This window comes from Streptomyces sp. NPDC050534 (assembly GCF_044457745.1).
Lineage (GTDB): Bacteria > Actinomycetota > Actinomycetes > Streptomycetales > Streptomycetaceae > Streptomyces.
Genome location: NZ_JBITHF010000028.1, coordinates 23,458 through 49,856, shown reverse-complemented (window position 1 = coordinate 49,856; position 26,399 = coordinate 23,458). Strand labels below are relative to the sequence as shown.

Annotated in this window: 23 protein-coding genes; 11 read left to right on the top strand and 12 right to left on the bottom strand. The window is 69.1% G+C overall.

What is annotated here, in order from left to right; genetic code table 11:
• Positions 1–625: 625 nt before the first annotated feature.
• Complete coding sequence (locus ACIBN2_RS46190) at positions 626–3,451, top strand: AAA family ATPase (RefSeq protein WP_399143807.1); 2,826 nt, start codon at positions 626–628, stop codon at positions 3,449–3,451.
• 14 nt (positions 3,452–3,465) lie between these two features.
• Here the strand turns inward: ACIBN2_RS46190 and ACIBN2_RS46185 are convergent, their stop codons facing one another.
• From ACIBN2_RS46185 to ACIBN2_RS46170, 4 genes are all read right to left on the bottom strand, one after another.
• Positions 3,466–5,373: a BTAD domain-containing putative transcriptional regulator gene (locus ACIBN2_RS46185; RefSeq protein WP_399143806.1), complete on the bottom strand. Its 1,908-nt coding sequence runs from the start codon at positions 5,371–5,373 to the stop codon at positions 3,466–3,468.
• A 5-nt stretch (positions 5,374–5,378) separates the two neighbouring features.
• Positions 5,379–5,558, bottom strand: coding sequence for a hypothetical protein (locus ACIBN2_RS46180; RefSeq protein WP_399143805.1), 180 nt, complete (start codon positions 5,556–5,558; stop codon positions 5,379–5,381).
• Between the two features lie 140 nt (positions 5,559–5,698).
• On the bottom strand, positions 5,699–6,199 hold the full coding sequence (locus tag ACIBN2_RS46175) for an ATP-binding protein (RefSeq protein ID WP_399143804.1): 501 nt from the start codon (positions 6,197–6,199) through the stop codon (positions 5,699–5,701).
• Between the two features lie 146 nt (positions 6,200–6,345).
• A complete protein-coding gene (locus ACIBN2_RS46170; RefSeq protein WP_399143803.1) occupies positions 6,346–6,621 on the bottom strand; it encodes a hypothetical protein in 276 nt (91 codons plus the stop codon).
• Positions 6,622–6,841: 220 nt separating this feature from the next.
• Between ACIBN2_RS46170 and ACIBN2_RS46165 the strand changes: the two genes are divergently transcribed.
• From ACIBN2_RS46165 to ACIBN2_RS46155, 3 genes are all read left to right on the top strand, one after another.
• Positions 6,842–7,150, top strand: a complete 309-nt coding sequence (locus ACIBN2_RS46165) for a nuclear transport factor 2 family protein (protein ID WP_399143802.1) — start codon at positions 6,842–6,844, stop codon at positions 7,148–7,150.
• A gap of 100 nt (positions 7,151–7,250) precedes the next feature.
• A complete protein-coding gene (locus ACIBN2_RS46160; RefSeq protein ID WP_399143801.1) occupies positions 7,251–8,489 on the top strand; it encodes an MFS transporter in 1,239 nt (412 codons plus the stop codon).
• A 150-nt stretch (positions 8,490–8,639) separates the two neighbouring features.
• Entirely contained in the window at positions 8,640–9,077 is a 438-nt protein-coding gene (locus tag ACIBN2_RS46155) for a universal stress protein (protein ID WP_399143800.1), read from the top strand.
• Between the two features lie 1,323 nt (positions 9,078–10,400).
• On the opposite strand, the gene ACIBN2_RS46150 is transcribed toward ACIBN2_RS46155, so the two are convergent.
• The 3 genes from ACIBN2_RS46150 to ACIBN2_RS46140 all read right to left on the bottom strand — a co-directional run bounded on the left by ACIBN2_RS46150 (position 10,401) and on the right by ACIBN2_RS46140 (position 13,696).
• Positions 10,401–10,823, bottom strand: coding sequence for a DUF779 domain-containing protein (locus tag ACIBN2_RS46150; RefSeq protein WP_399143799.1), 423 nt, complete (start codon positions 10,821–10,823; stop codon positions 10,401–10,403).
• Positions 10,823–12,340, bottom strand: a complete 1,518-nt coding sequence (adh, locus tag ACIBN2_RS46145; RefSeq protein WP_399143798.1) for an aldehyde dehydrogenase — start codon at positions 12,338–12,340, stop codon at positions 10,823–10,825. Before adh ends, ACIBN2_RS46150 begins: the two co-directional genes overlap by 1 nt.
• Positions 12,341–12,457: 117 nt before the next feature.
• Positions 12,458–13,696: a transcriptional regulator gene (locus tag ACIBN2_RS46140; protein ID WP_399143797.1), complete on the bottom strand. Its 1,239-nt coding sequence runs from the start codon at positions 13,694–13,696 to the stop codon at positions 12,458–12,460.
• Positions 13,697–13,928: 232 nt separating this feature from the next.
• Here ACIBN2_RS46140 and ACIBN2_RS46135 point away from each other — a divergent pair, with 232 nt between their 5' ends.
• Genes ACIBN2_RS46135 through ACIBN2_RS46125 form a run of 3 tightly spaced genes read left to right on the top strand, consistent with a single transcriptional unit; the run spans position 13,929 to position 17,236 of the window.
• Positions 13,929–15,194, top strand: coding sequence for an iron-containing alcohol dehydrogenase (locus tag ACIBN2_RS46135; RefSeq protein WP_399143796.1), 1,266 nt, complete (start codon positions 13,929–13,931; stop codon positions 15,192–15,194).
• Positions 15,195–15,204: 10 nt separating this feature from the next.
• Positions 15,205–16,581: a sensor histidine kinase gene (locus ACIBN2_RS46130; RefSeq protein WP_399143795.1), complete on the top strand. Its 1,377-nt coding sequence runs from the start codon at positions 15,205–15,207 to the stop codon at positions 16,579–16,581.
• A complete protein-coding gene (locus ACIBN2_RS46125; RefSeq protein ID WP_399143794.1) occupies positions 16,571–17,236 on the top strand; it encodes a response regulator in 666 nt (221 codons plus the stop codon). The genes ACIBN2_RS46130 and ACIBN2_RS46125 overlap by 11 nt, the downstream gene beginning before the upstream one ends.
• A gap of 38 nt (positions 17,237–17,274) precedes the next feature.
• Here ACIBN2_RS46125 and ACIBN2_RS46120 read toward each other — a convergent pair whose 3' ends face one another.
• The 5 genes from ACIBN2_RS46120 to mdo form a co-directional block, all read right to left on the bottom strand.
• Positions 17,275–17,931 carry a GPR1/FUN34/YaaH family transporter gene (locus tag ACIBN2_RS46120; RefSeq protein WP_399143793.1) on the bottom strand — a complete coding sequence of 219 codons (657 nt, stop codon included), beginning with the start codon at positions 17,929–17,931 and terminating at the stop codon, positions 17,275–17,277.
• 75 nt (positions 17,932–18,006) lie between these two features.
• Positions 18,007–18,933 carry a mycofactocin oligosaccharide methyltransferase MftM gene (gene mftM / locus ACIBN2_RS46115; RefSeq protein WP_399143792.1) on the bottom strand — a complete coding sequence of 309 codons (927 nt, stop codon included), beginning with the start codon at positions 18,931–18,933 and terminating at the stop codon, positions 18,007–18,009.
• 25 nt (positions 18,934–18,958) lie between these two features.
• Positions 18,959–20,494, bottom strand: coding sequence for a VWA domain-containing protein (locus ACIBN2_RS46110; RefSeq protein ID WP_399143791.1), 1,536 nt, complete (start codon positions 20,492–20,494; stop codon positions 18,959–18,961).
• 14 nt (positions 20,495–20,508) lie between these two features.
• Entirely contained in the window at positions 20,509–21,684 is a 1,176-nt protein-coding gene (locus ACIBN2_RS46105) for an AAA family ATPase (protein ID WP_399143790.1), read from the bottom strand.
• Between the two features lie 74 nt (positions 21,685–21,758).
• A complete protein-coding gene (gene mdo / locus ACIBN2_RS46100; RefSeq protein WP_399143789.1) occupies positions 21,759–23,051 on the bottom strand; it encodes an NDMA-dependent methanol dehydrogenase in 1,293 nt (430 codons plus the stop codon).
• A gap of 379 nt (positions 23,052–23,430) precedes the next feature.
• Here mdo and mftA point away from each other — a divergent pair, with 379 nt between their 5' ends.
• The 4 genes from mftA to mftD are packed head-to-tail and all read left to right on the top strand — an operon-like array spanning position 23,431 to position 26,284.
• Positions 23,431–23,544 carry a mycofactocin precursor MftA gene (mftA, locus tag ACIBN2_RS46095; RefSeq protein WP_399143788.1) on the top strand — a complete coding sequence of 38 codons (114 nt, stop codon included), beginning with the start codon at positions 23,431–23,433 and terminating at the stop codon, positions 23,542–23,544.
• 8 nt (positions 23,545–23,552) lie between these two features.
• The gene (gene mftB, locus ACIBN2_RS46090) at positions 23,553–23,846 is read left to right on the top strand and encodes a mycofactocin biosynthesis chaperone MftB (RefSeq protein ID WP_399143787.1); all 294 of its coding nucleotides are present in this window, start codon (positions 23,553–23,555) and stop codon (positions 23,844–23,846) included.
• Positions 23,843–25,063, top strand: coding sequence for a mycofactocin radical SAM maturase (gene mftC / locus ACIBN2_RS46085; protein ID WP_399143786.1), 1,221 nt, complete (start codon positions 23,843–23,845; stop codon positions 25,061–25,063). Before mftB ends, mftC begins: the two co-directional genes overlap by 4 nt.
• Positions 25,064–25,111: 48 nt before the next feature.
• Positions 25,112–26,284, top strand: a complete 1,173-nt coding sequence (gene mftD, locus ACIBN2_RS46080; protein ID WP_399143785.1) for a pre-mycofactocin synthase MftD — start codon at positions 25,112–25,114, stop codon at positions 26,282–26,284.
• Positions 26,285–26,399: the final 115 nt, after the last annotated feature.

Here is a 26,399-nt window from a genome sequence, read left to right as displayed (position 1 = left end):
TACACGGCCTTCGCGGCGCTCTCCATCCCGTTCGTCCTGAAGTTCGTGAAGGAGACGAAGGGCAAGGCGCTGGAGGAGATGGGCTGAGGCCCCCCGAGCCGAGGAGACGGGCCCAGTCCCCGCTGCCCCTCTCCTCGCACCCCACCGCCGCGCTACTTCGGGAGCAGCCGGCAGACGTACGACACCCGTACCGCCGCTCCTGGCCATGGTCGCAGGGGGCCGTCGCCCTCGTCCGGGGTGATGCTCTTCGCAGTGATCAGCGGTCATGCCGGGATCGACTCGATCTTCAGGGAGTGCGGCCGACCTCGACCTTGAACTGATCGAGCGTCGGACGCTCGACGGTCACCCCCAAGGGCTCATCCATCAGCGCATCCTGCACTGCTGAGCGCATCCATGCGCTTCACCAGGTCCAGCAGCCGAACCTGGCCCGGAAGCTCTCCCGCGGGCCGACGCGGGGCATCTGTCAGGAACTTGCACACGCCCTCGTGCCTTTTCTGTCACGCACCTCAACCGGTCACACCCTGACCAGGTGAAGAGACCCGGTACGTGCAGCCTCTTTGATCTACAGCTGCCGCAGATGCCCCTGAGCCTTGATGGACAGCACATATGGGGGAACACTGGAGCAATGGCACGCAGGGAGCTTGAACTGCTCGAAAGAGTGACTGAGTCTGCGCTTATAAGAAACACCATCAAAGGGATTAAGAAGGGCGGCGGCTTGCTCCTGGTGAAGGGAGTGGCTGGTACCGGAAAGAGCCGACTACTGTCAGAGATTCGGACTGCAGCGGTCCAGGCCGGGTTTGGTGTGACCACTGCACGCGGCACGGAGTTCGAACAGGATTTTGCCTTTGGTGTAGTGCGGCAACTGTTTGAAGAGTTGGCGTTCAAGGCTGATCGGACCGCTCGGGAGTCCTTGTGGTCGGGGGCGGCCAGGCAGGCGAGAGAAGCCATTGAGACCATCACCGGTGCTGGTGAGCCTGGCGATTTCGCGGTTCTGCACGGTCTCTATTGGCTCACCATCAACGCATGTCAAGATCGCCCACTTGTATTGGTGGTGGACGATCTTCAGTGGTGCGACAGGCCGTCACTGCGGTATCTGGCTTACCTCCTGCCCCGCATTGAGACGCAGCCATTGCTGGTAGCTGTGGCGCTACGCACAGGGGAGCACGCTACTGATGAGCGACTGCTGCAGCACGTAATCTCCGCTCCGGTGCTCGCAGAACTGAATCCGAAGGAGCTCAGCGCCGAGGCGACGGCAAACTTGCTGCAGCAGGTAATGGATGGCGAGGTAGAGGAAGAGTTCGCGGTCATCTGTCACAGGGCCACCGGTGGGAACCCGTTGATGTTGCGTGAACTCGGCCTTACCTTCACCGCGCAGGGCCTGTCGGCCAGCGACAGGAACGCCGGGCGGGTGGCTGATCTCGGGGGGCTTGCGGTGGCCGATCTGGTCGCCTCCCGCCTCATGGCTTTGCCGGCGGCTTGCGCACCGTTGGCTCGGGCGGTCGCAGTTCTGGGCGACCGCTCGCCGCTGATGCGCGCTGCGCATCTGGCAGGACAGGATTCAATCAGTAGGGCACTTGAGTGCGCCATCCTCTTGGAGCAGAGGGGAATTATACGTATCGACGAGGTGTACGGCTCGCCGACTCTCTCCTTTGTGCACCCCCTTGTGCGTAATGCCGTCTATGAATCCCTTGACCGTGCCGAGCGCACCACATCACATCACCGTGCCGCAATTCTTTTGCGGGAAAGCGGCTCTCCTGCAGAGCAGGTGGCGTACCATCTGATGAGAATACCGGCAACCATGGATCCGGTGGCCGTTACGGACCTGCGTGCTGCCGCTGCTGCTGCAGCAGCACGCGGCGCTCCGGAGAGCGCTTATGTCTACTTGCGTCGAAGTCTTGACGAGTCACTCAAGGGCGACGAGCGGCGAGCGATTCTACTGGAAGCCGGGAAAACGGCACTACTGTTTGATGTGGTGACTGGGGCCCGTCTTCTGCAAGAAGCGTGGGAAGGGATGGGCCCCGTTGAACGCGCGGAAATCGCTCCCTATTTGGGTATGGCCTATATTTACCTCGCGAAGCCGGACGTTGGAGTTGATGTACAAAAATCAACAATTTCAGGCCTTCCGGCCACTGATGATGATCTCAAGAAGCGCCTTCAGGCATGTCTTCTCAGTTCCAGTACTTGGTATGTCCCCGGCAGGGAAGACATAGTGGACTGCTTGCCAGAACTACGTCAACTCCCGTATGGCCACGGCTTCGGAGACCGCCTTCTGTATTGTGCGGTTGCTGGTCGCAATACTGCTCTTGGAGACCCGTCCGGAGTGCTTCGCGCGCGCGAGACCCTGGCAGATGATGCGTTCGTCGACCAAGCGGACCCCAACGGGCCGCTGGCTTGCGGATGGTGGTCCCTGGCGGCGGCTGACGACGACGCGTCAATAGCCAGCCTGGACAGTGCGGTGAAGCGAGCCCATGTGGGCGGTTCCCTCTTCACATTGGCGTCCGTCTACATTCATCGCGGCTACACCTTGCTGTGGCACGGTGATCTTGCAGGGGCGGAACAAGATGGACGCGAGACAATTCGAGTGGGACAACTGAACGGTTCGGCTGTTGCCCGCCTATTGGGGTGCACGGTCCTGGCCGAGGCTTTGATCGAGCAAGGACGTCTCGATGAGGCTGAGCGGACTCTTGCGGAGGTGGGAGTCACCGTAACAACCTGCCCGCCAGGACCGGTGTACCTGTCTCTGACTGCGCTCAGCCGGCTGCAAAGAGTCCGAGGCGACTATGAAACGGCTTACGAGATCGCCCGGCAGGCAGAGGAGGCATGCCGTCTCTATCAGATTCAAAATCCGGCAGTCGCGGACTGGAGGACACTGGCTGCACTGGCTCTTCACTATCTTGATCGCGACGGTGAGGCTCGCGTCATGGCGGATGAGAATCTCAACCGTGCTCGACGATGGGGTGCGCCTCGCACTCTGGGTCGGGCCTTGCGCGTGTCTGGCCTCATTTCGCCCGAACGGGACCGAATCGAACTATTCGAAGAGGCAGTAGACGTACTCAAAGAGTCCCCTGCACACCTTGAATATGCAAAGGCCTTGGTCGACCTCGGGGCCGCACTGCGTAAGGCTGGTCACCGCAACGACGCTCGTCCGCCGCTACGACAGGCCCTTGATCTCGCCACCCGCTGCGGTGCAGTACCCCTGTCGGACCGAGCCGGTGCTGAACTCGCCGCCGCAGGAGCCCGCCGCCGACGCACAGCACTCACCGGTCCAGGTGCGCTCACCGCGTCCGAAAGAAGAGTTGCGGACTTGGCGGCAAATGGCCAGACGAACCGGCAGATCGCGCAAACTCTCTTCGTCACCCCTAAGACCGTCGAGGTCCACCTTTCAAACTGTTATCGCAAGCTGTGCGTTACCAGCCGTGTACAGCTTCCCGCCGCACTGGGTGTGTCGTGAATGGGGTGGAGACTTCACCGGGGGAAATCCACTGGCACAGCAGGGGCCGAACCGGAAGCGGGTGGCGGATCGTGACTGACGGCCCGGTCGGGTGCTTCATGCATGCCTGAGCCTGCTTGCTCTGCGGCGTAGGCGGCCACGAGTCGGTTCCAGTTGTACTTGCCCGGCACGATCTCTGAGACGAGGTGTGCGTGGATCAGCCGCGAAAGGGTCTGGCGCACCCGTTGTTCCGACTGCGCGGCTGTGCTGGCCGCGTCGGACGTGGCGAACACGTGGCCGGGCCAGGCGCCGAGGGCGCGGAAGAGGGAGGCGGCCTCCGGGTCGAGCAGACGGTAGGACCGGGCGATGGAGGCGCGAACGTCGAGTACCGGGTCCCCGTCGCTGGTGAAAGCGTCCAAGGCACTGTGCTCGGACGGTGCGTATTCGTCGGCCAGGCTTGCCAAAGGCGTCTGAGGGCGGTAGGCCGCGCGGGCGGCGACGTTGGCCAGTGCGAGGGGGAGGCGTCCGGCGAGGTGGATGATGCGGTCGACGGCTTCGGGCTCAGCATCCGTCCTGGCTGCTCCGAGGCGGCGGGCGAGGAAGCTGCGTGCGTCCGCCTGGCTCAGTGGAAGCAGGGTCAAGGGGAGCGCCTGGTAGCCGGCTACCAGCGCGTGCAGCTGCATGCGGCTGGTGATGAGGGCCATGGAACCGGGGCTGCCTGGGAGAAGATGCTTCAGCTGGTCTGCGTTCCAGGCGTTGTCGAGCACGATGAGCATGCGGCGCTTGGCCAGCAGGTCCCGGAACATGAGCCCGCGAGCTTGCGTGGTCTCGGGTACGGCCTCGGGCCGTACCTCTAGAGACTGCAGGAAGTCCGCGAGGATCCCTGCAGGGTCCCTCGGCTCGGCTCCTGGCCCTTCCCCGTGCAAGTCGGCGAAGAGCTGGCCGTCCGGGAAGCGCTCTGCCAGGCGGTGGGCGACGGTGGTGGCGAAAGCTGTTTTGCCGATGCCTGCCGCTCCGCCGACCACGCAGACGGCCACCGAGGACGACGCCTCGGCATCGGCGATCAACTGCTCGACCTGCTCTTGTTCTTTCTCACGCCCAACGAGGTGGGGCAGGGCTGCCGGTAGTTGGGCCCGTGGCCGGGGAGAGGCGGTGTGTCGCCCGCCGGCTGAGCCGTTGGTGTCCTTCGGAAGCTGGAATCGCCCGGAGAGGATGCGCTCGTGGACTTGCTGCAGTTCCAGCGACGGGCTGACACCGAGGCGTTGACGCAGCAGGTGACTGGTCGTGTGGTAGATCGTCAGGGCCTCGGACTGCCGTCCCGCGCCGTACAGCGCGGTCATGAGGAGGGCGCATACGCGCTCTCGAAGCGGGTGTTCGACCAGGAGAGCGGACAGTTCAGCAGCGGCCTCGGCGTAGCGCCCCCTCTCCACCTCACAGGCCAGCTGGTCCTCGGCGCATGCGAGACGCAACTCGCCCAGGACGCTGCGCTGCTGGCCTGCGAATGGCCCCGGGACCCCGGCGAGGGCCTCTCCCTTCCACATCTCGAGGCCCTTGGACAGCAGGTTCGACGCGGCCGCCAGGTCGCCGGTGCTGCGGGCCTCTCGTGCTTTGGCCGTCGTTTCCTTGAACCTGTTCAGGTCCACAGCGTCCGGTTGGATGTGCAGTAGATAACCCCCGTCGACCAGGTCCACCGAGCTGTCACTCCGCTCACCCAGTGCTCGCCTGAGCCGGTAGACATAGGTGCGCACGGAGCCTATGGCCGACAGTGGGGCCTCATCGCCCCACACGTCCTCCACGAGTCTCGAGAGGCTCACCGGCCTGCCCGCCCTGAGCAACAAGGAGGCGAGTACTGCGCATTGCCTGGGCTGGCCGGCCGCCTCCTCCAGTCCTTGCTTGTGCAATCGGACCGGACCCAGGACCGAGAACTGGATGTCTGCGTTCATGACTTCTACCGCCCCGAATGCTCTTCGATGGGGGAGAACTTCACGTCGCCGAGTCCTGCGGCCGAGACCTGAACGGCATACAGGTCGGTATCCGCGTACGAGAAGCGCACGGGCACACGTACGTGCTGGTCGAAGGTGACCGCGACTGCCACGTCGATGGTGAGTTCCAGGTCAGGAGAGCTCATGGTGATCCCTGTTCTGTGATCGGTGCGCGGGTGGATGGGGTCGGGAAGCTGGAGAGTTGCCCTGCAGCACGTGTGAGGGCGTCCAGTAGCCCTTGGCGGGTGCACCGGGAGGTGCGGGGCAGTTCGTGCAGGAGGCGGCTTCAGGCCGTTGCTTCGTGAACGGTCAGGAGGGCCCAGTGTGTGGCGGTGCCGCCGGGGTGGGAGCATGTGCCGTGGCTGGTGGCCAGCACCGCGACGACGGCCAGGCCCCGGCCGTGCTCCTCGCGGGTGCAGGAGGAGGTCCAGGCGCCATCGTCCCGGGCCGGGCCTCCGTCGGTGACGCCGACCCACACATGGTCTCCGGCCCGATCCTGGTACAGGTGCAGAGCCACCGGCGGCAAGGCATGCTCGACGGCGTTGGTGACCAGTTCGGACACCACCAGCAGCACCGACTGCGCGGCGTCCCGGTCCACGTGCCAGTCCTCGAGGACGGCGCGGGTGATCGCTCGTGCCGCACCCGCGGCGACCGGCCGGTGCTCCAGCGACTGGCTGACCGCGCCACCGGCCGGTGCACCCGGGCCGGCCACCGCGGTGTCCGCGCGGTCACGCGTCTGGCACATGTCCTGGGCCGGGCGCACCAGGTCCTCGACGGTGGTGTACATGGCGATCACGTCCCGTGCTGCGGGAAACGGCCTCATCGATCTCGGGCCCTTTCGGTGAAATCCTTACGCCCTCTGTTCTACGAGCCCCGATGAAGCCGGGCATTAGGGATGGCCCCCAATGTTTTGGGGCCTCCGTCCGCCGCAGTTCAAGACGCGCTCGCGCTGTACCGGTCGCGGCCCAAGGCGTCCGGTGGCCGGAGATCCGGCTCCGAAGAGGCCGTGCCAGGGCGCCCGTCGAGCCGGCCATACCGTTGGCGGCGGTGCACACCGCCCTGCGCAAGAAGATCCGCGACGATACCTGCTTCGAGGTAGGCGCCGAAGTCCGGAACCGTCACGTCCTGGCAGCGTTCGGACAGGCCGCAGGCCCGCCAGGCGGGCTTGTCCGAGGTGGTGTAGGGCACCGGGTGGGTGGCGACGATCACTGGTGCCATGACGGCGAGTCGTCATGCGCCGCCGCGGCCTCCTGGACCGTCACCGCCTCGATCGCGATCCGCGTCCGGATACGAGCGAGATCGTGACGCTGTCGGTAAGACGGCGCGACGAGCCGACACTAACTGGCTGCACGATGACGCCGGCCGCTGTGCACCACTGGACCGGGGCTCCCACGACAAGCGCCGAACCGCTCACAGAAGGAGTAGGAGAATGAGCGACACCAACCAGTCGGCCGAAGACCTGGCGATCCTCGGGCAGTTGAACCTTGACCACGTCAAGTCCGACCAGGCGAGCGACGCCGAGCACTTCAGCGAGCTCCTCGCTGAAGATTTCATCGTGCGGACTCCGGCTGTCACCCGCAACCGCGCCGAGTTCCTCGAATACATCGCTCAACCGCGGCCCTTCAAGGACTTCGCGGTGCACGACGTCAAGATGCGCATCCTCAGCGATGTTGCGCTGATCCACGGGCGCGCTACTTACACCGTGCCCGCCGATGGAGCGGAGGCTCCGGGCACCTGACCCGTACCCCCGCGGGGCCCCGGTCGCGAGACAACCGTGCACTCGCACTGGAGCCCCAGAAGCCCAGGGGTGGCTCAGGACAAGAGAAGGACGTTATTCGATGCACAACACGGCACCAGTGATCGACCCTGTCACCAGGGTCGGAACGCTCCGGCTTGCCTTTTTCTCCGCGGTGGTCTCCCTGGTGGCCGTGTTCGCCGCCGTGGGCTCGACGATCCCGCTGTTCAACGTCTACCGGGCTGAGGACGGGTTCACCAACGCCGACATCTCGATCACCGTCGTCGCCTACTCCGTCGCCACCCTCGCCACTCTGCTGTTCCTCGGAGGATTGTCCAGTCATCTGGGTCGACGGCCCCTGGCGATCGCCAGCCTCAGCCTGCTCCTGCTCGGCTGTCTGCTGCTGCTGGACGTGCACGACATCGGCATCCTGATTGCCGGTCGGGTCATGATGGGCCTCGGCGCCGGACTCGCCAGCAGCAGCCTCACCTCCTACATCGTCGACGCCGCACCCCCCAAGCCGGCCTGGCTGGCGTCGGTCGCCTCCAGCCAGACAGTCATGCTCGGCCTCGCCGTCGGCGCCGTCACCTCCGGCGCCCTGGTCCAGTACGGGCCGTGGCCACGCCAGCTGATCTACCTGGTTGTCATCGGCCTCCTTCTCCTGTCCATCGCACTCATCGCCGTCAGCCCGGAAACCGCGACTCCCATGCCGGGCGCCTGGCGATCACTGCGGCCCCGGGTCGGCGTCCCCGCCCGAGTCAGGCGGCTGCTCCCCGTCGCGGCAGCGGTGTTCCTGGCCACCTGGGCGGCCGGGGCCTTCTACCAAGCGTTCGTGCCCGCACTGGTCGAAGACCAACTCCACACGCGCAGCACACTCATCCTCGGAGTGGCATTCGCTGCCTACATGGGTCCCAGCGTCCTCGGCGCTCCCCTCGGCGGCCGGTTCACACCCGCGAGAGCCCAGCGCGTTGGCATGATCGGCTTCCTGGTCGGCATGATCGGCGTCATCACAGCCATCGTCACCGGCACACTGGTGCTGTTCATCGCCGCGACTGTCCTCGCCGGCGCCAGTCAAGGCATCGCCATCAGCGCCGCCACCCGAGGCCTGCTGCACGGCAGCACCCTGGCCGACCGGGCACCAACCTTCAGCGTGATCTACCTCCTCTCCTACAGCGGGGCGACGATCCCCGCCCTCATCGCCGGCCAACTGACCCACACCTTCTCGCTGCCACAGATCTCGCTCGGCTACGGCGGACTTGCCTTCGTCTCCACGGTGTTCACCCTCCTCGGCGCACGCAACCCGCAGGTCGCTGCGATCGCGAACAGCCAGGACGTCGAATAGCCAAACGGACGGCCGGCGGCCACCGGGCGATCAGACGGCTGTTGGCGTCGATCAAGGCCTGTACGGAGCTGTTGGTCATCCCCTGCCGTCATTGCGCCGACACCGCCGCGGCGGTCTCGCCGAACTTCATTCCTCAGGGAGAGCACACACATGTTCCATCGCATATTGGTCGCGGTTGATCCAAGCCCTTCGCGGCTCAACTCCGTACGGATGGCCGGTGAGATGGCCCGGCTGGCCGGTGCCTCCGTCCACGTTCTGCATGTCGTCACAGCGACCGCCACACTCGACAGCGTCGTACGCCTGGAGGACGACGCCGAAGCCAGGACGATCCTCGACGAGGCCGTCGCTGCTCTGCGCGACGAAGGAATCAAGGCGGACGGCACGCTCGCCGGCGGTCTGCTCAACGATGTGCCGGCCCTGATCAACGAGACGGCCGGGCAGTTCGGCGCTGACCTCATCGTCCTCAGCCCGCACCACCGCGGAGCCGTCGCCGCCCTCTTCAATCCCCGCGTGAGCGACATCGTCACGCACGCCAGCCACACGGCCGTCCTCCTCGCTCCGGAAAGGCCCGAGGCCGCCGACAGCTGAACCAGGCCGAGGCGCCTTGGTCGTTCGATCCCTGGGAGGGGGTCGAGCGATTGCCCTTGCGTGCGATGGCAGTGGCCAACGGCGCCGTGGCCGCAGACATGGCCGGTCCAGAATCCGCGAGTTCTGTTCGTCGAGCCGGTGGTCTACGCAGTCGGTTGTCGCCGTGTGATCGCAGGATGGGTCGACTACGTACGGTTCTGCCCTCGGGCCGATCGAGCGGTGCCGGGCGGGCCTGGTAATGCGCCCACGTGCCGTTGCGCCTACTGAGGTTTCCGTTGAGTTGTCGGCCGGGCGCTGCCACTGCCACCAGGCGCGAGCCATCTCAGTTCCGAGTCGGGCGCGCGGTTCCGCGGTCGGGAACTGAGCGAGGCGCAGGTTCTTGCCCGCGTTGAGGGCGCCCCGGCGTCTCCCAGTGCCCAATGGACGCTGACCGCGTACAGGTCGACGGCGGCGGGGGTGATCGGGAAGAGGCGGCCGGCAGGGTACGCGCCGGGGAGGCGGCGGGAGGCGCGGTGGGCCTCCTCGGTCAAGTTCAGGGCGTCGGTGCGTTGTCCGCCGCGTGCGGCGGTGTAGGTGAGCGTGCACAGCATCGCCCTGGACGCCGACTGATACGGGCCAGCTCCTCCCGGTACGGGTCACGCTGCTCGTGGCCAGCCATCCGGACGGTACGACGCCGACGTGGGTGAGACACCGGCTGGACGGGCTGCGGTGTGATGAGGACTTCGGAGGCTGGTACCCGGGCGACGGACGCCCCGGCATCTCTCTGGACAAGGTGGAGATGGTCACCCGCTGTCAACCCATGCGGGGGCAAGGGCGGCCTCTGTCGCAACCGGCCGGGAGACCACCTACCGGACAGCCCTTGGGAGTGTCGCCCCTCTGTTCTACTTCGCGCATGATTACAGCCATCTGCACCTTCGTCGGCATGATGACCCGGTCGATAATCGTGGCATGGCGAGTGCGGCGGAGAGCGGGCAGGCGGGATTAAGGACGGCGCGGGTGACCCAGGCGTCGAAGTCGTCCGCTCCGGTGGGGGCATCGCACTGGGCGAACTCGCGGGCCGCTCGCGCGGGTGAGGGCGTCGAGGAGGAAGGACTTGCCCTGGCGGCGGCGGCCGGAGACCACGTCGAGGGTGGCACGGGGGGCCGGGCAGGGCCGCGAAGCGGGTGAGCTCGGCCCACTCGAAGTCGCGGTCGAACATCTCGGCGGGCTTGTCCACGACACACCTCTCCATGGTGGGGTGGAGTGTGTGCAACGGCGCGGGGCCGGACGCTCAGGTGTCCGGCCCCGCTGTCGCCACCGCCTGCGCCGGCGCGGTGGTCGTCCTCAACTGCCGTGTTCCAGGCGGCCGTCGGTGTCCGCCCCGGACGGGAGTGTTGGCTCCGCGGCGAGGTGGGTCCACTCCTCGTCTGTGAAGACCCGGGAGCGGATCAAGAAGCGCACGCCCTCCGGTGTTTCGAGGGAGAAGCCGCTGCCCCGGCCCGGGACCACGTCGACGGTGAGGTGGGTGTGCTGCCAGTATGCGAACTGGTCGGCACTCATCCAGAACGGCGTGTCACCGGCGACGCGGCCGAGCAGGACGTCCGCGGCGCCGACCCGGAACTCGCCGCGCGGATAGCACATGGGCGCGCTGCCGTCGCAGCAGCCGCCGGACTGGTGGAACATCACCGGCCCGTGCGTTCCGGCGAGCCGCCGCACCAGGTCCTCGGCGGCCGGGGACAGCTCGACGCGCCTGGTGCGGGCGTCCATCAGAAGAACCCGAGCTTCTGGCCGGAGTAGCTGAACAGCAGGTTCTTGGTTTGCTGGTAGTGGTCCAGCATCATCTTGTGCGTCTCGCGGCCGATGCCGGACTTCTTGTAGCCGCCGAAGGCCGCGTGCGCCGGGTAGGCGTGGTAGCAGTTCGTCCAAACGCGGCCGGCCTTGATCTCGCGGCCGAGGCGATAGGCGGTGTTGCCGTCGCGGGTCCACACGCCGGCGCCGAGGCCGTAGAGCGTGTCGTTGGCGATCTTCAGGGCCTCGTCGACCGAGTCGTAGGTGGTGACGGAGACGACGGGGCCGAAGATCTCCTCCTGGAAGATCCGCATGTCGTTGGTGCCGCGGAAGATGGTCGGCTCGATGTAGTAGCCGCCGTCCAGGCCTGCCACGGCGCGGGGGCTGCCGCCGGTCAGGAGTTCGGCGCCCTCCTTCTTGCCGATGTCGATGTAGGAGAGGATCTTCTCGTACTGGTCGTTGCTGGCCTGGGCGCCGATCATGGTGGCCGGGTCCAGCGGGTCGCCGCTGACGATCGCCTTGGTGCGCTCCACGCAGCGGGCCATGAACTCGTCGTAGATCGAGGAGTGGATCAGGGCCCGCGACGGGCAGGTGCACACCTCGCCCTGGTTGAGCGCGAACATCACGAAGCCCTCGACGGCCTTGTCCAGGAAGTCGTCGTCGGCGGCCGTGACGTCGGGCAGGAAGATGTTGGGGCTCTTGCCACCCAGCTCCAGCGTGACGGGGATGATGTTCTCGCTGGCGTACTGCATGATCAGGCGGCCCGTAGTGGTCTCGCCGGTGAACGCCACCTTGGCCACGCGCGAGCTGGACGCGAGCGGCTTGCCCGCCTCGACGCCGAAGCCGTTGACGACGTTGAGGACGCCCGGCGGGAGCAGGTCGGCGATCAACTCGATCACCAGCAGCAGGCTCACCGGGGTCTGTTCGGCGGGCTTGATGACCACGCAGTTGCCGGCGGCGAGCGCGGGCGCCAGCTTCCAGGTCGCCATCAGGATGGGGAAGTTCCACGGGATGATCTGGCCGACCACGCCCAGCGGCTCGTGGAAGTGGTAGGCGACGGTGTCGGCGTCGATCTCGGCGATGCTGCCTTCCTGCGCGCGGACCACGCCGGCGAAGTAGCGGAAGTGGTCGATGGCGAGGGGGATGTCGGCGGCCAGCGTCTCGCGCACCGGCTTGCCGTTCTCCCAGGTCTCCGCGACGGCGATCTTCTCGAGGTTCTCCTCGAGCCGGTCGGCGATCTTGTTGAGGATGTTCGCGCGCTCCGTCGTGGAGGTGCGGCTCCAGCGCGGGGCGGCCGTGTGGGCGGCGTCCAGAGCGAGTTCGACGTCGGCGGCGGAGGAGCGGGCGACCTCGCAGAACGCCTTGCCGGTCACAGGAGTCGTGTTCTCGAAGTACTGGCCCTTCACGGGAGCGACCCAGTCGCCGCCGATGAAGTTGTCGTATCGCGGGGCGAAGCTGACGATGCTGCCGTCTGTTCCCGGCTGCGCGTACACCATGGCGGCTCTCCTCGGGGGGATGGCGAGTGCGGTCCGACGGCCCACGCCGTCGTGCTGCCGTGCACTGTGAACGCCCGAGGTTGGCGGGAGGTTGGCGCCTGCCCTCGTGTCCGGACGTCAGTCGCGCAGGGCCGTGGTGAGCCGGCCGGCCGCGACGGCGCGTCGGGTGTCGCGCGGGTCGAGCAGGCGCAGGGCGTGCTCGTGCACCTCCACGTCGTACGCGGCCCGCTCGCCGTAGCGCAGCGCGTGCTCGGGACGGGCGCTGGCCAGCACCGCCTCGCGCACAGCGACTTCGAGATGAGTGCGCCACTCCTCGATGCCGGGTGCCTCGGAGCGGGGCAGCAGCGGGCCTCGGTACAGGCGCAGGGCGGTGTCCGTGTCGCCGTTCTCCAGCGCGCGCAGTACTTCGGCGGCGTCGCAGGTCACGGGGGTGGTCAGCGCGTAGCGGCGGGTGGCGACGCCGCCGTCGAGGGCGCGGCGCAGATGGGAGATCTCCGCCTTGAAGGTGGATGCGGTGACCGGCCGGTCGCCGTAGACGGCCTCGCGCAGGCGTTCGGGGGTGTAGCCGTCCGGCTCCAGCGCGAGGAGGGTCAGGATCTCCAACTGCCGTGGCCGCAGGGGGAGTGGGGTGCCATGGCGTACGACCTGCTCGGCGCCGAGACAGGTGAGGCGCAAGGGGTCCGTGGTGTCGCGAAGACGCAGTTGCGGCTCGGTGCGCAGCCGCGCCTCGACGGTGGCGGCCAGGGTGCGCACGGTGGACATGGCCAGGGGGTTGGAGCGGTCCCAGGTGGTGGACATGTCCAGCACGCCCAGGACGCGGCCGTCGGCGCCGTGGACGGGGGCGCAGTAGCAGACCCAGTCGTGCAGGGCCGTCACGAGGTGCTCGGCCGAGAAGACGGAGCTGGGACGGCCCGTGCGCAGTGCCAGGGACAGGGCGTTGGTGCCCATGGCCTGCTCGTCCCAGCGGCCGCCCGGAGCGAAGTTGACGCGCTCGGCCCGCCGTCGCATCGTGCGCCCGCCGCACGTCCACAGGATCGTGCCGGACTCGTCGGTCAGGGCGGTGACGAACCCGGCGTCCTCGGCGATGCTGGTCAGCTCGTCGGCGAGGCCGTCGACCGGCCGCCGCAGCGGCGAGTCGCTCCAGCGGTGGTGCACCGCGCCCCCGTCGGTCACCGGGGCGCTGTCCCTGCGTGGGTCCACGCTGCTCAGCGAGCGCACCCAGGAGTCGGTCACGGCGTCCGGCAGTGCCTCGACGCCTCCCGGCGTGGAGCCGGCAGACCTCATCTGCGGCACCAGGCGGGACCATTCGTTCTCCAGAGCGGCTCGGCGCCGCCGGAGGTCACTGCGCTGTGACATGTGCTTTTCCCCTGCCGTCGAACGGGGACAACCGATTATTGTCCGCAATGACCGCTCCGGTGCACCTGCCCGGCCGGGCCGCGGTACCTACCCGATCGGACAGGTACCGCGCCGGACACATGCACCTAACGTGGTCCTGGGTCCGCCGACAGTTATCGGACAACCCGGCGGTAAAATCAAGGTTGCGTCTGCGGTGCGGGCTTTCCCGCCCTTTGGAGGTCGCATGTCGGTCATGTCCCGAGCCAAGCCGGCGGGCGGTAACGATCCCAGTGCCGACTGGAGCCGGGACGAGTGCCAGTGTGAGCTGCTGGGACCGCAGCGCACGAGCACGGACGCCGTACGGCGCTCCGCCCGCCTCGCCAAGTTCCATGTGCCGGAGATCGTGTTCGGGCCCGGTTCCCTCACTGAGCTCGGGCACTGCGCGCTGCGCCTCGGCGGCCGCCGCCCGTTCCTGGTCACCGACCCCGGGCTGCTGGAGGCCGGCTGGGTGGACGAGGCGGTGGCCCACCTGCGCAGGGCGGGGCTGCGGCCCGTCGTGTGGAGCGACGTGACGCCCAACCCCAAGGACCACGAGATCCAGGCCGGCTTCGAGCGGTACGCGGCCAGCGGCTGCGACGTGATCGTGGGCGTCGGCGGCGGCTCCGTCATCGATGCGGCCAAGGGCGTGGCGATCCTGTCCAGCAACGGCGGTCACATCCTGGACTACGAGGGCGTGGACGAGGTCGTGCAGCCCATCCCGCCGACCGTGATGGTGCCCTCCACCTCGGGCACGGGCGCGGACGTCTCCCAGTTCGCCGTGATCACCGACACCACCGAGCACATCAAGATCACCATCGTGAGCCGCACGCTGGTCCCCGAGATCTCCGTGATCGACCCGCGGTTGCTGACCACCATGCCGAGCTGGCTGAACGCTGCGACCGGTCTGGACGCGCTGACGCACGCCATCGAGGCGTTCGTCTCCCGCGCCCACAACCCGCTCACCGACGGCCACGCCCTGCACGCGGTCGAGCTGATCACCCAGAACCTGCTGCGGACCCAGGTCGACCCCAAGGACTTCGGGGCCCGCCTCGCCATGGCGCAGGCCGCGCTGGAGGCCGGCATGGCGTTCACCAACGCCATTCTCGGCGCCACGCACGCCATGAGCCACCAGGTCGGCGGCCTGCTCGACGCCCCGCACGGCGTGGTCAACGGCGTGCTGCTGCCGCACGTCATCCGGTTCAACGCCGAGACGTGGCCGGACCGCTTCGTCGCCCTGGGCGCCGCGGCCGGTCTGCCCGTCGACGGTGTGCCGCCGCACGAGGTGGCCGAGCAGCTCGCGGACCTGGTGCGCGCGCTGGCGGACGACGTCGGTGTGCCCAAGGGGCTGGCGAGCCTCGGGGTCGTCGAGCGTGACGTGCCGATCCTGGCCCGTACGACGCTCAAGGACGCCTGTATGGCCACCAACCCCAGAGACGTCGAGGTGCGGGACGTGGAGACACTGTTCCGCGAGGCACTGTGAGGCGGTCCTGGTGAGCGACACCGAACGGTCCCCCCGGACCGCCGACCTGGGCGTCCTCACCGGTCTGCGGTCCGGCAAGCGGTCGTTCTACCCGGCGTACGTGCGCTCCACCGAGCGTCTTGAGCGGACGGTGGAGGCACTCGACGGCATTTCCCGCGCCCTGGTGCGCACGGCGGAGGGCCCGCGCGCCCTGGTCGAGACCGTCGTACGGACCGCCGCCGAGCATCTGCGGGCCCGCTGGCTGCTGCTGGCCGTCGCCGACGGTGCGCTGCGGGCCGCCCGGCCCCGCTTCCTGCTGTACGCGGACGACGTGCTCATCGACGACGAGACGCGGATACCCGCCGAGGTGCGGGCGCACCTGGAGGTGCTGCGTACCCGACCCTGGGAGGCCCAGGAGCCCGACCGGGGCCGGGGCTGGGTGCGGGCGCCGATGACCCTGGACGGCGAACCGGTCGGCGGCATCGCCGCGGAGCCCGGCGCGGGCGTCGAGGTCGCCGACACCGACCTGGCCATCCTGCGGGTCCTCGCCAACCAGGCGGCGGTCGCGCTGCACCACACCTTCCTGTTCCACGCGGCGACCACTCTGCGCGGACGCGCCGAGGAACTGTCCGAGGCGGCGCAGCGCCAAGCCCGCGACCTGGCCGCGCGCAGCGCCGAACTGGCCGAGACGCAGGCGCGGTTGCTCGACGCGATGCAACGGCAGGCGCTCGACGACGAGCGGCGCCGTATCGCGCGCGAACTCCACGACAACGTCTCGCAGTACGTGCTCAGCGCGGGCATGACCGTCGAGGTGTGCCGGGCCGACCTCGCCGACCTCGGCGGGCAGGCCGCGGAGATCGCCGGCCGGCTGGCCGACGCCAAGGACCTCAACCGGCAGGCCGTCGAGCAGCTGCGGGCCGCGATCTACGCGCTCCACCACACCTCGCAGGAACCGGCCGGCCCGCTCCCGGTGACGCTGCAGCGGCTCTCCACGGTGCACCTGACCACGGAACTCGACGTACGGGTGCAGGTGGTGGGCGTTCCGGTGCCGCTGCCGCCCGAGGCCGAGCGGTCGATCCTGCGGATGACCGGCGAGGCGCTGTTCAACTGCGCCACGCACGGCAAGGCGGACCGGGCGCTGGTCCGGCTGCGGTATCTGCCGGAGGCGGTCGTGCTGACCGTCTCCGACGACGGCGGCGGCGACCCGACACAGCTGCGCCGCGCCCTGCGGCTGTCCCGCGCCACCGATCTCGCCGGCCGCCACCGCGGGCTGGCGAACATGGCCGCCCGGGCGGAGGAACTCGGCGGCCGACTGTCCATCCGCCGGTCGCGCATGGGAGGCGTCCTGCTGCGCGCGGACGTCCCGCTGCCGGTGAATCGCGCACGAGAGGCGGCCGATGACGACTGAACAGCGGGCCCAGGCGCCCACCGAGGCCCTGCGGATCGTGCTGGTCGACGACCACGCGATCGTCCGGCATGGGCTGCGGTCGATCCTGGAACGCGAGAGCGACCTGGAGGTGGTCGGCGAGGCGAGCACCGCCGCCGAGGCCGCCGCCGTCGTCGAGCGGACGAGTCCGTCGATCGTGCTGCTCGATTTGAAGCTGTCCACGGCGGCGGACACCGAGGGCCTGGAGCTGTGCGCGCGGCTGACGCGGAGCCATCCGGAGCTGGCGGTGCTGGTGCTCACCACCTTCCTCGACGACTCGCTGGTGGTGGAGGCGATCCAGCACGGTGCGCGCGGCTACGTCGTCAAGGATGTGGATACCACCGAACTGCTGCGCTCCATCCGCGCGGTGGCCCGCAACGAGAGCGCCTTCGACTCCCACGCGGCCGCCGCGATGGTCCGCTCGATGCGGGTGCAGCCCGAGAAGCCGACCTTCACCGAACGGGAGCTGAAAGTGCTCCAGTTGCTCGCCCGGGGCCTGAGCAACCGGGAGATCGGCGGCGAGTTGTACATCTCCGAGACCACGGTGAAGTTCCACGTCCGCAACATCATGCGCAAGATGGACGCGAGCAGCCGGGCCGAAGTCGTCTACGGCGCCAGCAAGTTGGGCGTCATCTGACGCGAGGGAGCCGGGCCGGCCCGGCTCCCTCGCTCATGTCATCCGCGCACGGCGGGGCGGCCCAGCGGCAGCCCGCCTCCTCCTGTGGCCAGTGAGGTCACGTGCAGGAAGAGGTAGAACCCGACCGCGACGAAGGCGAATACGGCGTACCCGCCCAGGGTGCGCACGCCGCCGGACCCGTTCAGCGTCGCCCACAGCACCAGTGCGAGCGCAACGTCGATCAGTGTGAACAGGACCGTGAAGGCGGCCGGCAACCGCAGTGTGCTCACCGTCAGCAGGACGATGGTGACCAGCCAGGAGATCAGGAACGCTCCCTGGGTGCGGGTGGTCGCGCCGGCCGTGATGCCGAACCAGCCGTGGATGAGCCCGAGGACCAGCACCGCGTAGCTGAGCCAGAATCCGGTGAAGACACCGAAGATGGCTGCGACGGCGCTCTGCCCGAGTGCGGCCGCCCAGACCGCGGCGATCAACTGGCCGAGTGCCGTGGCCGCCAGGATGATCGCGATCGGCGCTCCGGCGGCCTCGGCCGGGAGATAGCCGACCAGGGTGAGGCCGAGGGCGATCGAGCCCACGACGAAGGTGGGCACGCCGATCAGCGCCGGGTCCCCGTCCAGCGGGCCGGGCGCGGCCTCGGATCGGGATGTCGCGTGCGATGCGGCGGCGGGCGCTGCCGCGGCCGTTTCCGAGAGGGACATGAACGCTCCTTTGCGTTGTGTTTCTTCTTCGGGGCGGCGCAGTTCAGGGGTTCGGCGCAGTGCGCGGGCCGGGGCTCAGCCGGGTTCGAGGACCAGCCAGCCGCCGTGGAAATCGGCGACCGAGAACGGGTGGCCCGTGCGGTCGCCCAGGGCCTTGAGTTCGGCCGGCGTGAAGCAGCGCACGTGGCCGTAGGCGGCGGTCGGCTCGTCCTCGTAGGGGACGGCCACCACCACCCGCCGCCGTGCCAGCCGCAGCGCTTCCCGTACGACGGTGTCGCCGTGACGGGGTTCGAGATGCTCCAGTACGTGGATCACCGTGACGGTGTCCACCGCGCGGTCGGGCAGCGGCACCCTGGAGGCGTCGCAGGCCAGCGCGTCGAGCGCGAGGCCCCGCGCGTGGGCCACGGCCTTCAGTAGCCGCATGGTGGCCCGCGAGAGGTCGGAGGCGATCACCGTGCACTGCTCCCGCTCGGCGAGCAGCAGCGGCAGGAAGCCGAAGCAGGAGCCGACGTCCAGCACGGTGCCCGGGCCGACCAGGTCCAGGGTGTGCCGGTAGACGGGCGCGAACCCGGCGATGGAGGAGTGCCCGGCCGGCGCGGGAGCCTGCCAGTACATCTGGATCCGGGCCAGGGTGTTGTCGTAGAACGTGGTCCAGGCGGGCAGCGGCCCGTCCACGCACGAGCGCACCACGCCGGTGAAGACCCGCTCGAAGACGTCGCTGCCGGACAGCCAGCCCGGCGCGAACAGCTCTTCGGCGAGCAGCCCGGCCAGGTCGTTGTCGAGCTGATCGGGGCGCAGGGTGTGCCCCAGTTCGACGCGGCGGCCGCGGCGGCGCAGGGTGAAGTGCTCGGTGCGCACGATCGGCCGGGGGCTCGCGCCCTGCGCGGTGGGGCCGTCGCGGACCACCCGGACCAGGTGGTCCGCGTACAGGCCGGGTGCGCCCGGCGCCAGCGGGTCGATGCGGCGCGCGGCGATCGCGCTGCGCAGGCTCGGGACACTCAAGACGGCTCCCCCTGAAGGTCGGTGTTCATCGGCCGGCCGTCTCCCCTGCCATCCGCAGAGCCGTCCGTTCCAGGCCGGCGAGATCGGCGACCACCTGCACCCGGTCGCAGTACTCGGCGTAAAGGGGCAGGTCGCAGGCGCCCAGGCTCCAGGAGTAACGCGGTTCCGGCGTCAGCCAGATGGTCCGGCGGACCCGGCGGGTGATCTCCGCGAACGCCTCGGCGCGCGGCGGATTGCCGTTGCCGCGGCCGTCGCCCAGCACCAGGAGCGTGGTGCGACGGCCCAGCGCCTGCGTGTGTTCGGTCAGCAACGTCTCGAAGGTCCGGCCGTAGTCGGAGGTCGCGTCGACGTCCAGCAGACCACCGGCCGGCAGTCCGTCGAAGACCAGCCCCAGCGCCCGCTCCAGCGGATGCTCGGCGAACAGCTCGGTGATCTCGGTGGGTTCGTTGACGAAGGCATACGACCGCACCTGCCCGAACAGCGACTGGAGCCCGTGCACCAGGTGCAGGGTGAAGCGGGCCGTGGCACGCACCGACAGCGAGACGTCGGCGAGGACCACCAGACGGGGCCGGTCCTCGGCACGAGTGACGGTGACGGGCCGGAACGGCACGCCGTCGTAGCGCATGTTGCGGCGCATCGTGCGGCCGGGATGCACACGCCCCGCCGGGGTGGCGCGCTTGCGGCTGGTCAGCGCGCCCTGCACGGACCGGCCGATCCGGCGCAACGCCTCCTCCAGCCGGCCCCGCTCCTCCTCGTCGACCGCTTCGAGACGGGCCCGTTCGGCGAGCTGGGCCGACTCGACGGCCACCGACCGTAGTTCGGCCAGCCGGTCCAGATGCCGCTTCAGCAACTCCGGAAGATTCTCGATGATGCCCGCCAACTGCCGCCGCAGCGCATTGAGTTCCTGGTCGTCGGGACCGTCGTCCTGGCCGTCGAGCCAGCCGAGCAGGGCGTCCTGCTGAGCGACGGTCAGGATCGTGTCGACGGGCTGCCCGGTCGCCGGCGCGAGCCGTCCGGGCACCCCGGCGCCGTGCAGCCGCTCGGTCTCCAGCTGCACGGACGGGCTCTCCTCGCCCGGGCCCGCCGTACCGTCCTTGGACAGGACGATCTCGTCGGTCATCGAGGCCAGGTCGATCTTGTTGGCCTCCTGGTGCAGGTTGTACTGCTGCGCCAGGTCCTGCTGGTCGAAGAAGTCGCGGATGTCGGACGGCTTGCCGTGGCTGTGCCCCTGCTGCGGCGTTTCGGACGGCTCGTCGGAGACGGTGAACGACTCCAGTTCGCCGGTGTCGGTCAGATCGTCGTGCGCGTGGCTGTGGCCGTGGTCGCCGTCGGCGCCGTCCACCGGGCGCAGCGAGAAGAACGCGGTGAACAGCTCGTCGAACAGCGCGTGGTCGCGCCGGTCCTTCACGAGCGTCATGCGCAGGGCCTCGCGCAACGTCTCCCGCTCGGCGAGCACGCCGGGCTGGGCCGCGCCCCGCATGGCGTCCATGGCCTCCGAGACGGAGACCCGCAGCCCGAACAGCCGCAGTACGCGGACGAATCGGTGCACGCCGGCTTCCATGCACGCCTCCCTGATCAGTCGGTACGGCGCCGCGCGACGGCGGCGAAGGAGCGGGCGCCCTGTCCGGCGCCGGGGGCGGTGCGATGGGTCGGCCCGGCACCCGGGGCGCCGTAGTAGCCCTCGTCGTGCCGGCCCTGGCGGTCCATGGCGGTCCGTACATCGCGTCCGTCGGTCTCCTCGTCCGGCTGTCCGTGCCCGTGCGGATGGTGGTGATGGTGGCCGTCGTGGTGATGGTGGCCGGGTTCCGGCAGCGCGCGGTTGGGGTCGACCAGGCGCGGCAGCACGTCCAGCGCACGGTGCAGGTCCCGTTCGTACTTGAGGACCACGTTGGCGGTGTCGGCCAGGACGTCCGGGCCGAGTTCGTCGACGCCCAGCACCGCGAGGGTGCGGGCCCAGTCGATCGTCTCGGAGATGCTCGGGCTCTTGCGCAGCGGCAGCTCGCGCAAGCCCCGCACCACGTCCACCAGATGACGCGCCGCCGCCTCGGGCAGCCCCGTGTCCTTGGCCCGAACGATCTCCAACTCCCGCCCGGCGTCCGGGTAGTCGAGGAACAGGTGCAGGCAGCGGCGCTTCAACGCGGCGGACAGGTCACGGGTGTTGTTGGAAGTGAGGACGACGTACGGCGGGACCTTGGCGGTATACGTGCCGATCTCCGGCACCGACACCTGGTACTCGGCCAGGCACTCCAGGAGCACCGCCTCCAGTGCCTCGTCCGCCCGGTCGACCTCGTCGATCAGCAGGACCGCCGGCTGCTCGCCGCGCACCGCGTCCAGCAGCGGGCGGGGCGCGAGGAAGCGGTCGGAGAAGAAGACGCTGTCCTGCTCCTCGATCCGGAGGACGGCCGAGGCCAGGTCAGGGGCGTCCGCGGTGAGGTCGCCGATCTTGTCCCGGAGCATCTGGGTGTACAGCAGCTGCTTGCCGTAGTCCCACTCGTACAGGGCGCGGCTCTCGTCCTGGCCCTCGTAGCACTGCAGCCGCAGCAGCCGGCGTCCGGTCGCGGCTGCCAGGGCCTTGGCCAGCTCGGTCTTGCCGACACCGGCCGGACCTTCGAGGAGCAGCGGCTTGTCGAGCCTGGTCTGCAGGAAGACGGTGGTGGCGAGGCGGCGGTCGGCGATGTAGCCGTGGGCGGCGAACCGCTCGGCGACGTCGTCCACCGAGCCGAACGCGGGGTTGTCGGGTGTGGCGGGCACGTTTCCTCCGTCCGGTGGGGCGGGAGCGGGGGGCGACGTACCGGTTCTGCCCCCCGCTCCCGGGTACGAGGTGCTCAGCCGAGCAGGTCGTCCAGGTCGCCGGTCATGCAGTGCTCCACGACGGGGCGGACGGTCTCGAACGTGCACTCCTTGGCGTTGCCCGGGGTGCAGGCGTCACCGAGGACGTGGTGGGTGATGCGGTCGACGTCACCGGCGTCGCCCTTGATCTCCTTCGCCTGCTGGTAGAACTTCGTCGGGCCCTGGCCCAGACGGTTCTTGGAGTAGCTGTCCTGCTGGACGTCGGTGAACTTCTCCGGGATGCCGACGTCGCGCAGCAGCCTGATGCCGGCGGCGAGCGCGGCCTCCGCGGCCTGCACCTTGGTCATGCCATGCGTGTCCACGCCCATCGCCTCGGCGATGTCCGCGAACCGCTCGTAGTGCGCGGGCATGTTGAAGGCCCAGACGCGGGGCAGCGCGATGGCGTTGTTGAGGCCGTGATGGGTGTCGTAGAACGCACTGACCGCGTGCGAGATGGAGTGGATGATGCCCAGACCGCCGGAGTTGAACGCCTGCGCGGCGATGTACTGCGCGTACATCATGCCCTCGCGTCCGGCCAGGTCCTGGCCGTTCCACACCGCCTCCCGCAGATGACGGGCCGTCAACTTGATGGCATGGAGCGCATTACCCAGCGAGGGCTGGAAGTTGAGCCGGGAGACGTACGGCTCGGAGGCGTGCGCGAGCACGTCGAAGCCGCACTGCGCGGTGTAGTCGAGCGGGCAGTCGTAGTAGAGGGTGGGGTCGTCGATGGCGAGGGTGGCCACCGACGCGTCGTCGAAGGCGACGTACTTGTGCGGGTTGTCGGGGTCGGTCGTGGTGTCGGTGATGACGTACGCCCACGACGTCTCAGAACCGGTGCCGGCCGTGGTGGACACCGCGATGTGCGGCGGGTTCTTGGGGTTCTCGGACTTGTTGAAGCCCTCGAAGTCGTTGACGTTGCGGCCGTCGTGGGCGACGGAGATACGGGCGCCCTTGCACGCGTCGTGCGACGAGCCGCCGCCGATCGACACGAACGAGTCGCACTTGTTCTCCTGGTACAGCGCCACGGCGTCCATGACGTTGTAGTCCTTGGGGTTCGACTCGACCTTGTCGTACACCACGACCTCCAGGCCGTGGTACTTCATCGACTCGGCGATCTTGTGCACGGTGTCGCTGCCGCGCAGACCGGTGGTCATCACCAGCGTGCGCCGGAAGCCCAGCTTCTTCGCCTCCGGACCGATCAGCTCATGGGCGCCCGGGCCCATCAGCGCCCGGGGGAAGGGGTGGAACTCCTTGATCGGGAACGGCTTGAGAAGTTCTTCGACCTGCATGATCGCGACATTCCTCTCCGCGCGGGTGGACCGCGCGTCCTGCGTCGATTGCTCCGTTGCCTGCGGCGCAGATGTCCGGGGGAGCACGGACGTGCCGGACTTCGTGGCGTGACTCACCTTCCGGGAAGGGGGCCGCGGCGCGACACCGGTCGCCCGGGCAGCAGCCGGGCGCGGACGCAGGGGATGTGACCTGACCGATCGGACAGGGGGCCGGGCGGCGCCCGGCCCCGGCGGATCACACCTGTTCGACCGGAGGGGGCGAGGGCGGCCGGAAGCAGGGCGAGCGGCGCGGCGGCCCCGCCGTAGCGTCGAGAACGGCCCGGTCACCGCGGGACGGGACCGGCCGCCCCCAATTCCCTTACCGATCAGGAGCTTTGCCATGGACGAGGATCAGACAAGGGCCGAGCAGGACACGATCGACGCCGCCGGCGAACTCGTCGAGGAGGTCCTCGTCGAAGAGGTCTCCATCGACGGCATGTGCGGCGTCTACTGAGCCCCGCCATGACCTCCCAGACGTTCGACGCGGCCCGCCCTTACCGGCTGAACCCCTCCGTCGCGCTGCGCCCCGAGCCGTTCGGGGCGCTCGCCTACCACTTCGGCAACCGTCGGCTGTCCTTCCTGAAGGCACCGGAACTCGTCGAACTGGTCCGGGGCCTGGACCGGCACTCCAGCGCCGGGGACGCCCTCGCCGGCGTGCCCGACGCCCGGCGCGGCGCCTTCCTGAGTGCGCTGGCCTCCCTGGCCGCCGCCGACATGATCATTCCCCGGCGCAGTGGAACCGGAGCGCAAGGATGACCACCCTTCACGACCCACCTGTGGAGCGGGTGCCCGCCCTCGTCGAGCAGTTCAAGGGCGGCCTGCACGCCCCGATCTGCCTCACCTGGGAGTGGACGTACGCCTGCAACCTCTCCTGCGCGCACTGCCTGTCCTCGTCCGGCCGGCGCGACCCGCGGGAGCTGTCCACGGACGAGATCAAGTCCGTGATCGACGAACTCCAGCGCATGCAGGTCTTCTACGTCAACGTCGGCGGCGGCGAACCCACCGTCCGCCCCGACTTCTGGGAACTGCTCGACTACGCGATCGCCCACCAGGTCGGTGTGAAGTTTTCCACCAACGGCCTGCGCCTGACCCCCGACCGGGCCCGGCAGTTGGCCGCGACCGATTACGTCGACATCCAGATCTCCCTGGACGGCGCCACCCGCGAGGTCAACGACGCGGTGCGCGGCGCGGGTTCGTACGACATGGCGATCCGCGCCATGGAGAACCTCGCCGACGCGGGCTTCCGCGACTTCAAGATCTCTGTGGTGATGACCCGTCAGAACGTCTCCCAGCTCGACGACTTCGCCTCGATCGCCGACCGCTACGGCGCCCAGCTGCGCATCACCCGGCTGCGGCCCTCCGGCCGCGGCGCGGACGTCTGGGACGACCTGCACCCCACCGCCGAGCAGCAGTACGACATCTACAACTGGCTGGTCGGACACGGCGAACGGGTGCTCACCGGGGACTCGTTCTTCCACCTCAACGCACTCGGCTCGGAGCCCATCCCGGGCCTGAACCTGTGCGGCGCGGGCCGGGTGGTGTGCCTGATCGACCCGGTCGGAGACGTGTACGCCTGCCCGTTCGCCATCCACGACGCCTTCAAGGCGGGCAATGTCCGCTCGCCGGGCGGCTTCGACCGCGTGTGGCGGGAGTCGGAGCTCTTCGCCGAGCTGCGCCGTCCCTCCACCGGAGGCGCCTGCTCGGGCTGCTCCGCCTACGACAGCTGCCAGGGCGGCTGCATGGCGGCGAAGTTCTTCACCGGTCTGCCGCTGGACGGCCCCGACCCCGAGTGCGTCAAGGGCCACGGCGCCGCCGCGCTCTCGGCCGTGGCCCGCGACGCGCTGCCGCCGCAGGGCAACGACCACTCGCACCGGAAGGTGCCACTCGGCATGCCCGCGGTACGGACCGCCCGCCCGGACCGCATGTGCGACGAGAGCCCGCTGGCCGGGCTGCCCTCGGACCAGGTCGGGTGAGCACGCCCGCAAGACGACGAACAAGTAATCGGCAGAAGGAGATTGATGATGAGCGGGTGGTTCGAGACGGTCGCCGAGGCCCAGCGAAGGGCCGGCAAGCGGCTGCCGAAGTCGGTCTACAGCGCACTGCTCGCCGGTTCCGAGAAGGGTGCGTCCTACGACGACAACACCAGGGCGTTCGCGGAGCTGGGCTTCGCGCCCCATGTGGCCGGGCTGTCGGCCAAGCGCGACCAGGCGACCACGGTCCTGGGTGAGCAGATCTCGCTGCCGGTGATCATCTCGCCGACCGGTGTGCAGGCCGTGCACCCCGACGGCGAGGTGGCCGTCGCCCGCGCCGCCGCGGCCCGCGGCACGGCGATGGGCCTCAGCTCCTTCGCGAGCAAGCCGCTGACGGACGTCCTGGCCGCCAACGCGCAGACGTTCTTCCAGATGTACTGGATGGGCTCCAAGGACGCGATGCTGCGCCGCATCCAATACGCCTACGAGGCCGGCGCCAAGGGACTCATCGTCACGCTCGACTGGTCCTTCTCGCACGGGCGCGACTGGGGCAGCCCGAAGATCCCCGAACGGCTGGACCTCAAGGCCATGACACGGTTCGCGCCGGAGGCGCTCAGCCGGCCGCGCTGGCTGCTGGACTTCCTCAGGTCCCGCAGCCTGCCCGACCTGTCGGCCCCCAACCTCACCGAACCGGGCGGGCAGGCGCCGACGTTCTTCGGGGCGTACGGCGAGTGGATGCAGACCCCGCCGCCGTCCTGGGAGGACGTGCGCTGGCTGCGCGAGCAGTGGGACGGGCCGTTCCTGCTCAAGGGCGTCAGCCGGGTGGACGACGCGCTGCGAGCCGTCGACGCGGGCGTCACCGCGATCTCCGTGTCCAACCACGGCGGCAACAACCTCGACACCACCCCGGCCCCGATCCGCGCCCTGCCGGCCGTCGCGGACGCGGTGGGCGACCAGATCGAGGTCCTGCTGGACAGCGGGATCCGCCGGGGCAGCGACGTCGTCAAGGCGCTCGCGCTCGGCGCGAAGGCCGTGATGATCGGCCGCGCCTACCTGTGGGGCCTGGCCGCGGGCGGGCAGACCGGAGTGGAGAACGTCCTGGACATCCTGCGCGGCGGCATCGACTCCGCCCTGCTGGGCCTCGGCCGCTCCTCCGTCCACGAACTGACCCGCGACGACGTGCTGATCCCGCCGGGCTTCACCCGCACCCTGGGCGCGGTCTGAGATGCGGGCCGAACCAGCAGCCGCCAAGACGTGGGGGAGACCGACGGCTGAACCGGCAGCGGCCGAGGCACCAGTGACGTCGGCGGCCGAACCCGCGCCGGCCGAATCGGGGACG

Coding starts and splice junctions, on each gene's coding strand:
- ACIBN2_RS46190 (WP_399143807.1), top strand. CDS start 626: ATGGCACGCAGGGAGCTTGAACTGCTCGAAAGAGTGACTGAGTCTGCG.
- ACIBN2_RS46185 (WP_399143806.1), bottom strand. CDS start 5,373: ATGAACGCAGACATCCAGTTCTCGGTCCTGGGTCCGGTCCGATTGCAC.
- ACIBN2_RS46180 (WP_399143805.1), bottom strand. CDS start 5,558: ATGAGCTCTCCTGACCTGGAACTCACCATCGACGTGGCAGTCGCGGTC.
- ACIBN2_RS46175 (WP_399143804.1), bottom strand. CDS start 6,199: ATGTACACCACCGTCGAGGACCTGGTGCGCCCGGCCCAGGACATGTGC.
- ACIBN2_RS46165 (WP_399143802.1), top strand. CDS start 6,842: ATGAGCGACACCAACCAGTCGGCCGAAGACCTGGCGATCCTCGGGCAG.
- ACIBN2_RS46160 (WP_399143801.1), top strand. CDS start 7,251: ATGCACAACACGGCACCAGTGATCGACCCTGTCACCAGGGTCGGAACG.
- ACIBN2_RS46155 (WP_399143800.1), top strand. CDS start 8,640: ATGTTCCATCGCATATTGGTCGCGGTTGATCCAAGCCCTTCGCGGCTC.
- ACIBN2_RS46150 (WP_399143799.1), bottom strand. CDS start 10,823: ATGGACGCCCGCACCAGGCGCGTCGAGCTGTCCCCGGCCGCCGAGGAC.
- adh (WP_399143798.1), bottom strand. CDS start 12,340: ATGGTGTACGCGCAGCCGGGAACAGACGGCAGCATCGTCAGCTTCGCC.
- ACIBN2_RS46140 (WP_399143797.1), bottom strand. CDS start 13,696: ATGTCACAGCGCAGTGACCTCCGGCGGCGCCGAGCCGCTCTGGAGAAC.
- ACIBN2_RS46135 (WP_399143796.1), top strand. CDS start 13,929: ATGTCCCGAGCCAAGCCGGCGGGCGGTAACGATCCCAGTGCCGACTGG.
- ACIBN2_RS46125 (WP_399143794.1), top strand. CDS start 16,571: ATGACGACTGAACAGCGGGCCCAGGCGCCCACCGAGGCCCTGCGGATC.
- ACIBN2_RS46120 (WP_399143793.1), bottom strand. CDS start 17,931: ATGTCCCTCTCGGAAACGGCCGCGGCAGCGCCCGCCGCCGCATCGCAC.
- ACIBN2_RS46110 (WP_399143791.1), bottom strand. CDS start 20,494: ATGGAAGCCGGCGTGCACCGATTCGTCCGCGTACTGCGGCTGTTCGGG.
- mdo (WP_399143789.1), bottom strand. CDS start 23,051: ATGCAGGTCGAAGAACTTCTCAAGCCGTTCCCGATCAAGGAGTTCCAC.
- mftA (WP_399143788.1), top strand. CDS start 23,431: ATGGACGAGGATCAGACAAGGGCCGAGCAGGACACGATCGACGCCGCC.
- mftB (WP_399143787.1), top strand. CDS start 23,553: ATGACCTCCCAGACGTTCGACGCGGCCCGCCCTTACCGGCTGAACCCC.
- mftC (WP_399143786.1), top strand. CDS start 23,843: ATGACCACCCTTCACGACCCACCTGTGGAGCGGGTGCCCGCCCTCGTC.
- mftD (WP_399143785.1), top strand. CDS start 25,112: ATGAGCGGGTGGTTCGAGACGGTCGCCGAGGCCCAGCGAAGGGCCGGC.